Genomic DNA, 16,231 nt, shown 5'->3' with positions numbered 1-16,231 from the left:
TTTACTTTCTGTAAAGTTTTCTTTATACTGACGTCAATTAAGACTCTAAATCACCAGAATTCTTATCTAGTTTAATTGAGGTTGTTTCCTCCTTACCATTACGGTAGTAGGTTACTTTGATAGTATCTCCAATAGCATGATTGTAAAGAGCGTGTTGTAGGTCTGTTGATGAGGCAATCTCTTTGTCGTCAACTTTGGTAATGACATCGTATTTTTGAAGATGTCCATTTGCTGGCATATTGTTTTGAACAGATCGAACAACTACACCTGAAGTGAGGCCACTTGGAATGTTAAGTTTTCTAAGATCACTAGCTCCAACATTTGACAGATTGACCATTTGAATTCCAAGAGCAGGACGAGTCACTTTACCATCACTTTCAAGCTGTTTAATGATATTTTGTGCATCGTTTGAAGGGATTGCAAAACCAAGACCTTCTACAGATGTTCCACCATTACTTGCAATTTTACTTGATGTAATACCAATTACTTGTCCTTGAATGTTTACAAGTGGACCACCAGAGTTACCAGGGTTAATGGCTGTATCTGTTTGAATGGCTTTTGTTGAAATAGCTTGACCATCTTCAGATTTTAGAGAAACATTTCGATTAAGACTTGAAATAATCCCCTGTGTAACTGTATTAGCATATTCTGAACCTAGAGGACTACCGATAGCAATCGCTGTTTCTCCAACACTAAGTTGACTTGAATCCCCAAATTCTGCCACTGTTGTAACTTTTTCTGAAGAAATTTTAACGACAGCAATATCAGAGAAGGTATCAGATCCGACAATTTCACCAGGAACCTTGGTACCATCTGCTAAGCGGATATCAACTTTTGAAGCTCCATTGATAACGTGAGTATTAGTTACAAGATAGGCATCTTTATCATCCTTTTTATAGATGACACCTGATCCCTCACTTGCGATTTGTTGATTGTCTGAATCAGAGTTAGTGTCATCAGCATTAAATACACTACTTTGTCTACTGCTAGAAGAAGAATAAGTAATGATTGAGACAACAGCATCCTTAACTTTATTTACTGCTTGAGTGGTTGAGTTTTCATTTTTATAGGATGTTTGAGTGACAGTGCCAGAATTATTATTCGTAGCTTGATTTCCTTGTTTTTGATAAAGTTGTAATGTTACGAAACTTCCTAAGGCACCACTTAAAAATCCGATTAGAATGATTATTAGAACTTTAACTCCTTTTTTGTAAAATTTTTGTAAGTGTTTCATAAACGCCTCCGTTTGTTATTTATTTACTCAGATTATAAACCTATTAACTTAATTCAAACTTAAAAGCTTAAAGTTTTACACAAGTTGTGGATAACTCGTTTTATTCTGTGAATTTACTAGTAATTTTGAATGATTTTTGTGTGTATAAGATGTGAAATGAAGTGTGGATATGATAGAATAGAAGAATGAAAATAAAAATTGTAACAGTGGGAAAATTAAAAGAAAAATACCTTAAAGATGGTATTGCTGAATATACCAAACGAATTTCACGTTTCGCCAAATTAGAAATGATTGAGCTTACTGATGAGAAGACACCTGACAAAGCCAGTGAATTAGAAAATCAAAAAATCTTGGAAACAGAAGGTGAAAGAATTCTTTCTAAGGTTGGAGAAAGGGACTTTGTCGTTGTACTAGCTATTGAAGGAAAAACACTCTCCTCAGAGGAATTTAGTAAGCAACTAGAGCAAGCTTCTATCAAAGGATATTCAACGCTTACCTTTATCATTGGAGGGAGTTTGGGTCTAGCTCCTGTTGTAAAAAATAGAGCCAATCTTTCTGTCAGTTTTGGACGTCTGACATTACCACATCAGTTAATGAGATTGGTTTTAGTTGAACAAATTTACCGTGCTTTTACAATTCAACAGGGTTCTCCTTACCACAAATAGAAGATTGACTTAGCTCTTGTTTTTTGATAGAATGGTCATGTTAGGTCTCATAGCTCAGCTGGATAGAGCATTCGCCTTCTAAGCGAACGGTCGCAGGTTCGAATCCTGCTGGGATCAATTTTAGATGCGAAGCTGGGGTAAATCCCAGCTTTTTTCTTAAAAAAGTGCGTTTCAGGTGCAAAAATGTACAGTTGGGAAGAATTTTTTCTTACATGGTCTTCATTTTGTATAATAGGTGTGTAAGTTAACTTACAAGAAAAAATAATACAGGAGATTTCATTATGAAAAATACAGTAAAGTTGGAACAATTTAAAGAGGTAACAGAGGCAGAATTGCAGGAGATTCGAGGTGGAGATTGGAGAATTTCAGAAACAATTCGTAATCTTATTTTTCCAAGAAGAAAGTAATGAAATAAAGGTAGAGAGTAATGGATTTATTTGGATTAGGGATAGCTATTTTTTATTTTCTCATCATTAGCAAAAGTTATGAATGGATTTGTAAAATAAATAGAAAAGAACAAATTGTTTTTTTCTCTTACACATGCATCTCAGTTTTTATACTTGAAGAAATTATTACACTAGTATTTTCTAATAGTTTTGCTTTGTCTAAATTTTTATTTCCTTTGGTTGTGTACCTTTATTTAAGAAAGTTAAAGAAGTCTGAAAAATACAAAGCTATTTTTATCAGTTTACTACTGTCTTTATTATATCACAGTACTCATACTTTTATATCCGTAACCTTATCTTCTATAATAGGAGATGAAGTAGTATTACACTATAAAAGTACATTCCTTTTAGTAGTATTGTTAATGACTTATTTTTCTATTCTAATAATAATTCGTTATTTTCATCTGGATATTAAATATTTTGATAAAGATTATCTGTATCCTTTTTTAAAAAAAGTAATAGTTGCTTTCTTTGGTTTACATATCTTATTGTTTATTTCAGATATAGTAAGTACAACTCATCATTTAAATAGCTTCGGAAGTATTTTATCAACCATTGTTTTTATTTGCTTGTTATTGATTTTCTTTGCAATGAATTCTCACAAGATTCAAATTGAAAAAGAGATTGCTCTAAAACAAAAGAAATTTGAACAAAAACATTTACAGACTTATACTGATGAAATTGTGGAGTTGTATAATGAAATTCGAGGTTTTCGTCATGATTATGCAGGAATGCTTGTCAGCATGCAAATGGCGATTGACAGTGGAGATTTACAAGAAATTAACAGGGTTTACAATGAAGTCCTAGTAAAAGCAAATCAGAAATTGAGGTCAGAAAAATATACTTACTTTGATTTAAATAATATAGAAGATTCTGCTTTACGAAGTTTAATTGCTCAATCGATTGTCTATGCACGAAAAAATGATGTAGAGTTTACATTGGAAGTAAAGGATATCATTACTAGACTGTCAATAGATTTACTTGATCTTGTTCGTATCATGAGCATTTTACTAAACAATGCCGTTGAAGGTGCTGCAGATAGTTATTTGAAACAAATGGAAGTTGCAGTCATTAAAATGGATTTTGAAACAGTTATAGTTATCCAAAATTCATGCAAAATCACTATGACGCCTTCAGAGGATCTATTTGCCTTAGGTTTCTCTACCAAGGGAAGAAATAGAGGTCTAGGACTTAATAATGTCAAAGAGATTTTAGATAAGTATGACAACATTATCTTAGAAACAGAGATGGAAGACAACACATTTAGACAAATTATTAGATTTAAGAGGGAATTCGAATGAAAGTATTAATTTTAGAAGATGTTATTGAGCATCAAGTGAGACTAGAGAGAATATTGAATGAAATCTCTGAGGAATCGAATATTCCTATTTCATATAAGACAACAGGAAAAGTTCGTGAGTTTAAGGAATATATCGAAAATGATGAAGTAAACCAGCTTTATTTCCTAGATATCGATATTTATGGAATTGAGAAAAAGGGATTTGAAGTGGCTCAGTTTATTCGTCATCACAATCCTTATGCTATTATTGTCTTTATTACCAGTCGATCTGAATTCGCTACTTTAACTTATAAGTATCAGGTATCAGCTTTAGATTTTGTAGATAAGGACATCAATGATGAATTGTTCAAAAAACGTATCGAGCAGAGTATTTTTTACACTAAGAGCATGCTGCTTGAAAACGAAGATGTTGTAGACTATTTTGATTACAACTATAAGGGAAATGATTTGAAAATTCCTTACCATGATATTCTGTATATCGAAACAACAGGTGTTTCTCATAAATTGCGAATTATTGGTAAGAATTTTGCCAAAGAGTTTTATGGAACTATGACAGATATTCAGGAGAAGGACAAACATACCCAGCGATTTTATTGCTCCCATAAATCTTTCCTTGTCAATGTAGGAAATGTGAGAGAAATTGATCGAAAAAATTTAGAAGTTGTCTTTTATGAAGATCATCGTTGTCCTATTACCCGTTTGAAAGTTCGTAAACTAAAAGATATTCTAGAGAAAAAATCTAAAAAGTGATTGACAATAAGTAAGAAATTGATATAATGGTTATATCTGCTACAGATAGATGGTCCGTTGGTCAAGGGGTTAAGACACCGCCTTTTCACGGCGGTAACACGGGTTCGAATCCCGTACGGACTATTTTATCCGCCATAGCTCAGTTGGTAGTAGCGCATGACTGTTAATCATGATGTCGTAGGTTCGAGTCCTACTGGCGGAGTTAGATAAAAAGAACACCATCTGGTGTTCTTTTTATTCTTAGTTTGTATCACCTAACATTTTCATAAGGAAGTCTGTCATTTCTTGCGGACTTTCTTTTTTCCCATGAGCAATCCAAGTCTGACAAACACCAAATAGGGCATTTGTTAGATAAATACTGCTATATTCTAACTCAATTGAATTTAGTTGTAGTTGCATAAAACGTTTCTGAAGATCAGTACTAAGCATAATATGCAGTTTATTTCTCAAAAAATTTTGGATTTCTTTGGTTCCATTTTCAGAAAGAAGAGCAGCCAGAAGTGGTTCTGATTCTAGATATTCAAATACTTCTAGAATAGCATCTCTTTTATGATGAACATGTTTTTGGAAGATATATTCAAATGTATGAAATAACTTACTTTGATAGTGTTCAATCATATCATACTTATCTTTGTAGTGAGTGTAGAAGCTAGAACGACTAATTCCGGCTTTTTCTGCTAATTTGACAGTAGAAATTTGATCAAAGGGCTGGTCCATCAATAATTGAACCATGGCATTTTCGATAATTCGTTTTGTTTTTAAACGTTTGTTACTTTCTTTCATAATTTCTCCTTGTAAACAAAAATAGACTATGTGTCTAAAAAATTATTTTTTACCTTGTAATTTAGATTTTTTGATGTATAATCTATTATATCAAAATTTTAGACAATATGTGTAAAAAAGGAGGAAACATGTTTAAAGAATGGAAAGCAATATTTAAAAAACCGACCTTTATCATTGTAATGATAGGGATTTCTCTCATTCCAGCTTTATACAACATTATATTTTTATCGTCCATGTGGGATCCATATGGTCAAGTATCGGAGTTACCTGTGGCAGTTGTCAATAAAGATAAGGAAGCTTCTTATAATGGACAGACTATGACAATTGGTGAAGACATGGTGTCTAATTTAAAAGAAAATAAGGTTTTAGATTTTCACTTTGTTAATGAAGAGGAAGGGGAAAAAGGGCTAGAAGATGGTGACTACTACATGGTAGTGACTTTACCAAGTGACTTATCTGAAAAAGCTACTTCTATCCTAACGAATCATCCTGAACAGATGCAGATTGATTATCAGACGTCAAGTGGGCATAGCTTTATTGCAAGTAAGATGAGTGATTCTGCAATGACACAATTAAAACAAACTGTCTCTACTAATGTTACGGAAACATACACTAAGGCTTTATTTCAAAAAATGAATGATTTGAAATCTGGAATAAATAAGGCAGCTGAAGGAAGTGAACAATTGGCTAATGGAGCCGATCAGTTGGTGACGGGAAGTCAAACGTTGACGACAAATCTTAATACTCTAGCTAATTCAACTGTAACTTTTTCAAATGGAGCGGATCAATTTACAAAAGGCTTATCTAGCTATGTGTCTGCTATAGAGCAATTACATATTGGTTTAGGAACTTTTAATAGTGGTTTACAAAGTTATACAAATGCTGTCTCACAAGTTGACACTGGACTTGGTCAATTAGCTTCAAAAACTCCTGAGTTGGTGACAGGTGTAAATCAGCTAAATACAGGTATAAAGTCCTATACAGGTGGCGTTTCACAACTGGATACAGGTCTCAATCAATTTTCAGTTGGTGTAAATGCTTATACAAGTAGTGTGAAAGAACTTTCTAACGGAACAAGTCAATTATCCAATCAATCAGATACACTAAGAGATGGAATGGAGCAATTAAATACTGGTATTAAAGAAATTTCAAGTCAATTAGAGTCCTCATCTCAACAAAGTGAAGAAATAGCGCAATTGGCAACAAGCTTAGGAGAACTAAATAAAACACTACAAGCTCTTAAAATATCAGATAATACTCAACTGAAAAGTACATTGTCAGAAGCTTTGCCAAATCTAACAACTCTTGCTCAGGATATTGTGACAAAAAGTCAGACAGAACAAGAGAAAACTATTGCTAACCTTCAATCAACAGCTACTTATCAATCTCTTACAGAGGAACAAAAGAAAGAACTGACAGAAGCTATTTCTAAAAATTCTAATTCTACTATTGAGTCAGCAAAAACAATTTTAACGACAGTAGGGGGATTAAAAGAAAGTATAGAGAATTCAGAACAACAAGTATCTAATCTATCTGATGTGCAGACGAAAGCAAATCAACTCTTACCTGCAGCATCTAGCTCCTTGACAACATTGTCAAATGGATTTACAACATTACAAACTTCTGTAAATAATCAGTTAGTTCCTGGAAGTCAGTCAATTGAAAAAGGTGTTGTAAACTACACTAAAGGATTGGATACTATTTCTATTGGTGCTAATCAACTAAGTGAAAAAAATACAAGTTTAACAACTAGTCTAGATAAATTAGTTTCTGGATCAAGTAAGTTGACAGAAAATACATCAACCTTGACAGCTGGAGTAGATGCGTTAGCTGGAAAAGCTCCAGAATTAGTATCAGGTATAGAAAGTTTGTCATCTGGTTCTGCTCAATTGAATAATAAGAGCCCAGAGCTGATAGCAGGTCTTACTACATTACAATTTGGCTCTAGTCAATTAACAGATAAATCAACACAGTTACTTTCTGCAGCATCTCAACTAGGAAGTGGCGCTATGAAGATAGCAGATGGTGCTGGAAAACTAGCAGATGGTGGAACAACCTTAACCTCTAGTCTTGAAAATTTACAGACAGGAGTTGATTCATTAGGACAAGGATTAGGTAATGCAAATACTCAACTTAAATCAGCTTCAACAGAATCTAAAAATGCAGAAACATTATCTGAACCTCTAGTTCTCTCAAAAACAGACAATGACCAAGTCCCTGTAAATGGGATTGCTATGGCTCCTTATATGATATCAGTTGCTCTTTTTGTTGCTGCTATATCTACCAATATGATTTTTGCTAAGTTGCCTTCTGGACGTCATCCAGAGAGCCGTTGGGCTTGGTTGAAGTCTCGTTCTGAAATAAATGGGATTATAGCTGTCTTAGCAGGTGTTTTAGTTTATGGAGGTGTCCATCTTATTGGATTGACTGCGAACCATGGGATGAGGACCTTGATTCTAATTATAATCACAAGTTTAGCTTTCATGTCTATGGTGACAGCTTTAACAACTTGGAATAGCCGTATTGGAGCTTTCTTCTCTCTTATTTTACTTTTATTACAGTTAGCATCAAGTGCAGGGACCTATCCCCTTGCTTTGACAAATGATTTCTTCAAAGGTGTCAATCCTTGGTTACCAATGAGTTATTCTGTATCAGGCTTACGACAAACAATCTCTATGACAGGAAATATTCATCACCAAGTGATTTTCCTTATTATAACACTAGCTTTCTTTACTGCTTTAGGTATGCTAGCTTATCAACCTAAGAAAATGGAAGAAGATTAAAAAGATTGGCCAAGGAATTGGTCAATCTTTTTCTGTCTTAGATAAATTTCGTCTGTGATTATAGATCCCAAAAAGAAGAAGGGCAGTTAGTGAGCAGGCTACTCCAATAACAAAACCATTGGGGATAAAGGAAAGTGTAATGGTGCCTTTTCCTTTTGGAACATCAACTTTCATAAAACCAGTCTGAGCCTGCTTGATTTCAAGTTTTTTCCCATCTTGGTATGCAGACCAACCTTTGTCATAAGGAATAGTGAAGAAAATAGAGGTATCTTGTTTTACTTCATATGTAGCAAAGACTTTATTTTTAGAGGTGGATACTTCTACAGGTTGTTCTTTAATCTTTTGAATTGCCTCAGTAAGAGCCTGAGTATCTAAACGATAGAAGGTTGGGGATTCAAATGACACCTGAGAATTTCCAGGGAAACTAACACTGATATTGAAAGTTTGTCGTTCTTCAGTATAACCCAAATTAAAGAAATTAAATGCATTGTCAGTTGTAAAAGTCTTTTTTTTTCCATTGACAATGATGTCAACTTTCTTTTGCTTATCGTTTGTAAAATGAAGATTTGAAAAAGAGAGATAGACTTGACTATTTTGAGGAACCTCAATTTGATAATCAATCTTTGCATCTTCATTCGCAGAACCTGTGATGCTCGTTAAACCATCTGAAGTATCTGTTTTATCAGATGCTATTTGGGAGAAGTAATCCATGTTGAGATTAGCAAGCTGGTTTATAAATAAAGCCTGATTATCTAGAGTGTGATTATTAAAGTTTACATCGGTGTAAATAGATTGAGTGGCAAAGGCAATGGGTAAAGAGAGTTGATTTTTATATAAGGTTAAATGATCCTTTTGATAAATCTCTTGAAAGCCATACTTATCAAGTGAAGTTTCAGAAATATTGTACTGGATTCCAAATAAACTATCTGCTAAAAGACTATTATTTGCATAACGGAGATTGAGGTTAGTTCCAGAGGATTTGAATCCCAGTTTATCCAAACTAGTGCTAGCTGAACGATTTCGTACAGACGAAAATTGAGAGATTCCATTGTAGTTAAATTTCATACTGTCATTCCCAGTCTGAATTTGCAGTTTTTCAGTACGTGTAAATGAATTGTCAATTTGGTTTAGAATGGATTCCATAGCGGTGATATCTCTATTATAGGCGCTACGAGAAGCAAAGGCCCATTCTTTAGCTATTCCTTCCATTTGAGATGATGCATTTAAGCTTATCTCAGCTATTATAAATAAAGACAAAAGAATTGCAAATAGATTTACAGAGATAAATTTTCTAATGACTGCAAGAAGTAAAAGAGCATAAACTAGTAGAAATTCAAGAGTGAGTAGGATATTCAAATCAGTTAGAAAAGAATAGTGCGATTTAAAATAGATAGTAGCCAAAAATCCTGTTAGTACAAGAAAAAGTGAGACAAATAGATTCCAGAGCTTCAGTTCTTTCAGACGATTTAAGACTTCTGCTGCAGTATAAATTAACAGAGTGGAAAAAATCCAAGCATAGCGATGCAAAAACATATTTGGGGTATGCATCCCTTGCCAAAATAAATCAAGTGCTTCTATGTAAAAGCTTGTTATTAAAAAAATAAAGAAAATTGCATAAGTAAGTTTCACGTGAAACCTTATGGATTTTATTGTGAAAAATAGAATGGTCAAAATAAAAGGAAGCAATCCAACAAAAATCATTGGTATAGATCCATACTTAGTTGTATCAAAAGATCCAATGAATTGTTTTGCGAAAATATCCAGATACCAGCTACTATCTGTCTTTAATTTTGTGATGGCAGTCAACTTCTCTCCATGAGTTTGTAAATCAAACAGTGTAGGAAGAGTCATAATCAAACTAGCCATTCCAGCTAAAAAGGAGGTAACAACAAAATCAAGAAAAGATGATTTTCGAGTTTTAAAGTCCCAAGAAATTTGGCAGAGATACCAGAAAATAAGAAACAATGCTGTCATATACCCAAAATAATAATTTTGAATAAATAAGATTGACAAACTTGCAAAGTATAGTAGGCGCTTCTTTTGTGTTATAAGTAGGTGTAAACCAGTTATAATTAAAGGAATCAAGATAAAAACATCTAGCCAGGTTTTAATCTCTAACTGACTGACAATGAAGCTCATTAAAGCATAGGAAGTAGATAAGGCAAGTTTTAAAAATTTTGGGATATCTTTAAATAATCTAGTCAAACTAAAGAAGGTTGACAGACCAATCAATCCAAATTTTAAGAGAATGGTCAGATAAACAGCATCTGGCATATTCGACAGATTAAAAAAGTAAACCAGAGGTGAGAGAAAACTACCCAAGTAATAACTAGATAGAGCATAGAAATTCAGTCCGAGGCCACTTGTAAAGGTGTAAAACAAACTACCATTTCCATGTAAAATATTTCGTAAAGCCACATCAAAAATAACGTATTGATGGAAACCGTCTCCTAATAGTGGAGATGTATCGCTATTCCAGTAGATACCTTGAGTTAGGTATACTCCAGTCATAATTACTAAAGGAATGATGAAAGAAACAAAATAGGTCCAATATGTTTTAAAAAATGATTTCATGTTACCTCGTAGAATGATAGAAAACTCAGTTGGTTACCCCAACTGAGTTTTGAAGTCTTATTTAATCTTTCCAAAGTTCTTTAACTTTTGCTTGTACTTCTGCATTTTCTAGGAATTCATCATAGGTTTCATCGATACGATCAATGACGCCATTCTTAGACAAAACAACGATATGGTTTGCTAAAGTTTGAATGAACTCGTGGTCATGACTGGCAAAGATGATTGATTCTTTAAAGTTTTTCAATCCATCGTTCAAGCTTGAGATAGATTCCAAGTCCAAGTGATTTGTTGGATCATCAAGTACAAGGACATTTGATTTCAAGAGCATGAGTTTTGAAAGCATGACACGTACTTTTTCTCCCCCTGACAAGACGTTTACAGGTTTGTTAACCTCATCTCCAGAAAAGAGCATACGACCGAGGAAACCACGTAGGAAGGTATTGTCATCATCTTCTTTACTTGCAAATTGACGTAACCAGTCAAGGATTGACTCTCCTCCTGCAAAATCAGCCGAGTTGTCTTTTGGCAAGTAAGAACGGCTAGTAGTAACTCCCCACTTGACAGTTCCTTCATAGTCAATGTCACCCATAATTGCACGAATTAATGCAGTCGTTTGGATGTCATTTTGTCCAATAAGAGCTGTCTTATCACCTGGACGCAAGATGAAACTAATATTGTCTAGGATAGTTTCGCCATCAATCTTTACAGTTAGATTTTCTACTGTCAAGAGATCATTACCAATCTCACGTTCTGCTTTAAAGTTGATAAATGGGTATTTACGACTAGAAGGAACAATTTCTTCTAATTCAATCTTGTCAAGCATTTTTTTACGAGACGTTGCTTGTCTTGACTTAGAAGCGTTGGCAGAGAAGCGAGCAACGAATTCTTGCAATTGCTTAATTTTTTCTTCTGCCTTGGCATTACGGTCTGCTAGCAATTTAGCAGCAAGCTCAGAAGATTCCTTCCAGAAGTCGTAGTTTCCGACATAGAGTTTGATTTTTCCAAAGTCAAGGTCGGCCATATGAGTACACACTTTGTTTAAGAAGTGACGGTCGTGGGATACTACAATAACGGTGTTATCAAAGTCAATCAAGAAGTCTTCTAGCCAAGTAATAGATTGGATGTCCAACCCGTTGGTCGGCTCGTCCAAGAGAAGAACGTCTGGTTTGCCAAAAAGTGCTTTAGCAAGGAGAACCTTCACTTTTTCACCATTGGCCAATTCGCTCATGTTTTGATAGTGCAATTCTTCTGGAATGTTTAGGTTTTGAAGTAATTGAGATGCTTCACTTTCTGCCTCCCAACCTCCAAGTTCAGCAAATTCACCTTCGAGTTCGGCTGCACGAACACCATCTTCATCGGAAAAATCTTCCTTCATGTAAATGGCATCTTTTTCTTTCATGATGTTGTAAAGTTTTTCATTTCCCATAATAACGACATCAATAACTCGCTCATCTTCATAGTCAAAATGATTTTGACGGAGAACAGAGAGACGTTCATCTGGACCAAGAGAGATGTGACCAGTTGTAGGCTCGATATCACCAGCTAAGATTTTTAAGAATGTAGACTTCCCAGCACCATTAGCACCAATCAATCCGTATGTATTTCCTTCTGTAAATTTGATATTGACATCATCAAAAAGTTTGCGATCACTAAAACGTAGTGAAACATCAGATACTGTAAGCAATGTTTTTCTCCTATAATATGTAATATATTTATTCTACTAGAAAAGAGAGAAATATTCAAATTTTTGTTTGTCAATTTTATGTCAATTAAGTTTACAGGTCTGTTTACAATGAGTTAGTTGTTTGATTTAAATAATTTTCTGTTATTTTAACAAAAAAATGCTATAATTGAAGAGACCATTTCGAAGGAGAAAAAAATGACGAAACCCATTATTTTAACAGGAGATCGCCCAACAGGAAAACTGCATATTGGACATTATGTTGGGAGTCTAAAAAATAGAGTATTACTGCAGGAAGAAGACAAGTATGAGATGTTTGTTTTTTTGGCGGACCAACAAGCATTGACAGATCACGCTAAAGACCCTCAAACGATTGTAGAATCTATTGGGAATGTTGCCTTAGATTACCTAGCAGTTGGATTAGATCCAAGTAAATCAACTATCTTTATTCAAAGTCAGATTCCAGAGTTAGCTGAACTATCTATGTACTATATGAATTTGGTGTCACTAGCACGTTTAGAGCGCAATCCTACAGTGAAAACAGAAATCGCTCAGAAAGGGTTTGGAGAAAGTATTCCGACAGGATTTTTAGTTTATCCGATTGCGCAAGCAGCAGATATTACTGCCTTCAAGGCTAATTATGTTCCTGTTGGGACAGATCAGAAACCAATGATTGAGCAAACTCGTGAGATTGTTCGTTCCTTTAATCATGCTTATAATTGTGAGGTCTTGGTGGAGCCGGAAGGTATTTATCCAGAAAATGAGAGGGCAGGGCGTTTGCCAGGTTTAGATGGAAATGCTAAAATGTCTAAATCCCTTAATAATGGTATTTATCTAGCTGATGATGTGGATACGTTGCGTAAAAAAGTCATGAGCATGTATACTGATCCAGACCATATTCGGGTTGAGGATCCAGGTAAGATTGAAGGAAATATGGTTTTCCATTATCTAGATGTATTTGGTCGTCCAGAAGATGCTCAAGACATTGCAGATATGAAAGAACATTATCAACGTGGTGGTCTTGGTGATGTAAAGACGAAACGTTATCTACTTGAAATATTAGAACGCGAACTTGGTCCTATTCGTGAGCGCCGTATCGAATTTGCTAAGGATATGGGAGAAGTGTACAATATGCTTCAAAAAGGTAGTGAAAAAGCCCGTGAGGTTGCGGGGCAAACTCTATCTGAAGTTAAGGGAGCAATGGGACTAAATTATTTTAAATAATAGATAAAATATGAATCGTAAAACTATCTCTTCCATAGGATCACAGGGATAGTTTTTTTATGATTTCTACCATAAATATAATTGACAAATTTTCATAGAATGGTATGATAGATACAATACAAAAAGAGTCAAGCTCAAAAAGAAAGAAAAGAGGAAACTTCAATGTCTAATTGGGATACTAAATTTTTAAAAAAAGGTTTTACCTTTGATGATGTATTGCTCATTCCAGCAGAAAGTCATGTGTTGCCTAATGATGCAGATTTAACAACAAAATTGGCAGATAATCTGACTTTAAATATCCCAATTATAACAGCCGCCATGGATACAGTCACAGAAAGTCAAATGGCTATTGCCATTGCTCGTGCAGGTGGTCTTGGAGTAATCCATAAAAATATGTCTATTGCGCAACAGGCAGATGAAGTTCGTAAGGTAAAACGTTCTGAAAATGGTGTTATTATTGATCCATTCTTCTTGACTCCAGAACACACGATTGCTGAAGCAGATGAACTGATGGGACGTTACCGTATCAGTGGTGTTCCAGTTGTGGAGACACTTGAAAATCGTAAATTGGTTGGTATTCTAACAAACCGAGATCTTCGCTTTATTTCAGATTACAATCAGCCAATCTCAAACCATATGACTAGTGAAAATCTTGTTACTGCTCCTGTTGGTACAGATCTTGCAACAGCTGAAAGCATTCTTCAAGAACACCGTATTGAAAAACTTCCTTTGGTTGATGAAGAAGGTCGTCTTTCTGGCTTGATTACTATTAAAGATATCGAAAAAGTAATTGAATTTCCTAATGCAGCAAAAGATGAGTTTGGTCGTCTTCTAGTTGCTGGTGCGGTAGGTGTCACTTCAGATACATTTGAACGTGCAGAGGCTCTTTTTGAAGCAGGAGCGGATGCGATTGTAATTGATACTGCACATGGTCACTCTGCTGGGGTTCTACGTAAAATTGCTGAAATTCGTGCTCACTTCCCAGACCGCACTTTGATTGCAGGTAATATTGCAACTGCTGAAGGTGCGCGTGCTCTTTATGATGCAGGTGTAGATGTTGTCAAAGTCGGTATCGGACCAGGTTCTATCTGTACTACTCGTGTGATTGCAGGGGTTGGTGTCCCACAAGTGACAGCAATCTATGATGCAGCAGCAGTTGCGCGTGAATATGGAAAAACAATCATTGCTGATGGTGGAATCAAGTATTCTGGAGATATTGTAAAAGCCCTTGCTGCAGGTGGAAATGCGGTTATGCTTGGATCAATGTTCGCTGGAACAGACGAAGCACCAGGTGAAACGGAAATCTTCCAAGGACGTAAGTTTAAGACTTACCGTGGTATGGGATCAATCGCTGCAATGAAGAAAGGTTCAAGTGACCGTTACTTCCAAGGTTCTGTCAATGAAGCAAACAAACTTGTTCCAGAAGGAATTGAAGGCCGTGTTGCCTATAAAGGCGCAGCAGCTGATATTGTCTTCCAAATGATTGGTGGTATTCGCTCTGGTATGGGTTACTGTGGTGCAGCTAACCTTAAAGAACTACATGATAATGCACAATTTATTGAAATGTCTGGGGCTGGTCTAAAAGAAAGCCATCCTCATGATGTACAAATCACTAATGAGGCACCAAACTACTCTATGTAAGTAGTAAAAAAGAACTCCTGATTTTCAGGAGTTCTTTTTGTTTACAAAGTTGTCAATGTTGATTTACAGAAATTTTACCATTTTGAATGTTGAAAATACTAAGGTTTTCTGGCAAGTTTTGTAAGTGGTCTAAACTTGTTGTTGTAATAAAGGTTTGGATAGATTGAGAAATGGTTTCTAGTAATTTTAGTTGCCGTGTATTGTCAAGTTCGCTCATAACATCATCAAGCAGTAGTATCGGAGACTCATTGGTAATACTTTCCATTAGCTCAATTTCCGCCAGTTTTATAGAAAGAACAAGGCTACGATGTTGACCTTGGCTTCCAAAACTAGCATCCATACCATTGATATAAAAAGAAATATCATCTCGATGAGGGCCAACTCCAGTATTCTTTTTAAATAAATCTCTGGATCTGCTTTTATCTAAAGCAATTTTAAAGGAACTTGTTAGCTGTTCTTCATTAGTGAAGTTGATAGATGATTGATAAGATATTGACAGTTCTTCTAATTTATTTGAAATTTCTAAGTGTTTTTTTTGGCCAAATTTCTCTAAGTCTTTAATGAATTTTATCCGATGCTTTATAACGCGACAACCATAATCTATTAACTGATCATCTAAGACTGACAGAAATGTTTCATCAATCTTTTGGCTGGATTTTAGGTAAGTATTTCTCTGCTTGAGTATATGGTTATAGTTTGACAAGTCTGACAAGTAGATTGGTTTAATTTGTCCCAGTTCGATGTCTATAAACTTTCGACGGACAGAAGGTGCTCCCTTAATTAGCTGGAGATCTTCAGGCGCGAAGAGGACAACATTCATATGTCCAATGTAGTCTGATAGGCGCGCTTGTTTTAAGTGATTGACCTTAGTCACACGCCCTTTTGGTGTTAAATCAATTTCTAGAGGGATAGAGCTTGTTTTTTTCTGTAGCAAGCCAGAAAGATGGAGTTGCTCGTTATCAAAATGAATGAGATTTTTATCTGTACGAGTCCGATGACTACGTGTCAAGGCTAAGAAATAGATTGCCTCTAGAATATTGGTTTTTCCTTGTGCATTTTGACCTAGAAAGACATTTAATTTTGGATTGAAATCAATTTTTGCCTCTTTGTAGTTTCGAAAGGTTTTAATTGTTAAATGTTGGAGCCACAT

12 protein-coding genes and 3 tRNA genes are annotated in these 16,231 nt (G+C 35.0%); 10 read left to right on the top strand and 5 right to left on the bottom strand.

From position 1 onward, the window contains the following. Positions 1 to 37 precede the first annotated feature (37 nt). On the bottom strand, positions 38 to 1,234 hold the full coding sequence (locus tag HMPREF2853_RS02220; protein ID WP_000681804.1) for a serine protease HtrA: 1,197 nt from the start codon (positions 1,232 to 1,234) through the stop codon (positions 38 to 40). A 185-nt stretch (positions 1,235 to 1,419) separates the two neighbouring features. Here HMPREF2853_RS02220 and rlmH point away from each other — a divergent pair, with 185 nt between their 5' ends. The 7 genes from rlmH to HMPREF2853_RS02185 all read left to right on the top strand — a co-directional run bounded on the left by rlmH (position 1,420) and on the right by HMPREF2853_RS02185 (position 4,597). After that, on the top strand, positions 1,420 to 1,899 hold the full coding sequence (gene rlmH / locus HMPREF2853_RS02215; RefSeq protein ID WP_000694219.1) for a 23S rRNA (pseudouridine(1915)-N(3))-methyltransferase RlmH: 480 nt from the start codon (positions 1,420 to 1,422) through the stop codon (positions 1,897 to 1,899). A gap of 43 nt (positions 1,900 to 1,942) precedes the next feature. Beyond that, positions 1,943 to 2,016, top strand: a tRNA-Arg gene (locus HMPREF2853_RS02210). A gap of 164 nt (positions 2,017 to 2,180) precedes the next feature. Continuing rightward, a complete protein-coding gene (gene comC, locus HMPREF2853_RS02205; protein ID WP_000799678.1) occupies positions 2,181 to 2,306 on the top strand; it encodes a competence-stimulating peptide ComC in 126 nt (41 codons plus the stop codon). A gap of 20 nt (positions 2,307 to 2,326) precedes the next feature. Continuing rightward, positions 2,327 to 3,646, top strand: a complete 1,320-nt coding sequence (gene comD, locus HMPREF2853_RS02200; protein ID WP_049550146.1) for a competence system sensor histidine kinase ComD — start codon at positions 2,327 to 2,329, stop codon at positions 3,644 to 3,646. Next, entirely contained in the window at positions 3,643 to 4,395 is a 753-nt protein-coding gene (gene comE, locus HMPREF2853_RS02195; RefSeq protein WP_000866082.1) for a competence system response regulator transcription factor ComE, read from the top strand. The genes comD and comE overlap by 4 nt, the downstream gene beginning before the upstream one ends. A 51-nt stretch (positions 4,396 to 4,446) precedes the next feature. Then, positions 4,447 to 4,518 (top strand) — tRNA-Glu (locus tag HMPREF2853_RS02190). A gap of 5 nt (positions 4,519 to 4,523) precedes the next feature. Beyond that, positions 4,524 to 4,597 (top strand) — tRNA-Asn (locus HMPREF2853_RS02185). Between the two features lie 38 nt (positions 4,598 to 4,635). Here the strand turns inward: HMPREF2853_RS02185 and HMPREF2853_RS02180 are convergent. Continuing rightward, positions 4,636 to 5,178 carry a TetR/AcrR family transcriptional regulator gene (locus HMPREF2853_RS02180; RefSeq protein ID WP_000665077.1) on the bottom strand — a complete coding sequence of 181 codons (543 nt, stop codon included), beginning with the start codon at positions 5,176 to 5,178 and terminating at the stop codon, positions 4,636 to 4,638. 128 nt (positions 5,179 to 5,306) lie between these two features. On the opposite strand from HMPREF2853_RS02180, the gene HMPREF2853_RS02175 reads away from it, so the two are divergent. Further along, positions 5,307 to 7,961, top strand: coding sequence for a YhgE/Pip domain-containing protein (locus HMPREF2853_RS02175; RefSeq protein WP_063641745.1), 2,655 nt, complete (start codon positions 5,307 to 5,309; stop codon positions 7,959 to 7,961). A gap of 21 nt (positions 7,962 to 7,982) precedes the next feature. Here HMPREF2853_RS02175 and HMPREF2853_RS02170 read toward each other — a convergent pair whose 3' ends face one another. Then, positions 7,983 to 10,535 carry a YfhO family protein gene (locus tag HMPREF2853_RS02170; RefSeq protein ID WP_065371481.1) on the bottom strand — a complete coding sequence of 851 codons (2,553 nt, stop codon included), beginning with the start codon at positions 10,533 to 10,535 and terminating at the stop codon, positions 7,983 to 7,985. A gap of 61 nt (positions 10,536 to 10,596) precedes the next feature. Next, on the bottom strand, positions 10,597 to 12,219 hold the full coding sequence (locus tag HMPREF2853_RS02165; protein ID WP_000958790.1) for an ATP-binding cassette domain-containing protein: 1,623 nt from the start codon (positions 12,217 to 12,219) through the stop codon (positions 10,597 to 10,599). Between the two features lie 195 nt (positions 12,220 to 12,414). Here HMPREF2853_RS02165 and trpS point away from each other — a divergent pair, with 195 nt between their 5' ends. Both trpS and guaB read left to right on the top strand, forming a co-directional pair. Continuing rightward, a complete protein-coding gene (gene trpS, locus HMPREF2853_RS02160) occupies positions 12,415 to 13,440 on the top strand; it encodes a tryptophan--tRNA ligase (protein WP_000165464.1) in 1,026 nt (341 codons plus the stop codon). Positions 13,441 to 13,602: 162 nt separating this feature from the next. Continuing rightward, on the top strand, positions 13,603 to 15,081 hold the full coding sequence (gene guaB / locus HMPREF2853_RS02155) for an IMP dehydrogenase (RefSeq protein WP_000073416.1): 1,479 nt from the start codon (positions 13,603 to 13,605) through the stop codon (positions 15,079 to 15,081). A 52-nt stretch (positions 15,082 to 15,133) separates the two neighbouring features. On the opposite strand, the gene recF is transcribed toward guaB, so the two are convergent. After that, positions 15,134 to 16,231 carry a DNA replication/repair protein RecF gene (recF, locus tag HMPREF2853_RS02150; protein ID WP_070534691.1) on the bottom strand — a complete coding sequence of 366 codons (1,098 nt, stop codon included), beginning with the start codon at positions 16,229 to 16,231 and terminating at the stop codon, positions 15,134 to 15,136.

Source organism: Streptococcus sp. HMSC077F03 (assembly GCF_001812375.1).
Classification (GTDB): Bacteria; Bacillota; Bacilli; order Lactobacillales; family Streptococcaceae; genus Streptococcus; species Streptococcus oralis_S.
The sequence above is the reverse complement of the archived record's forward strand: the minus strand, read 5'-3'. Positions and strand labels throughout refer to the sequence as shown.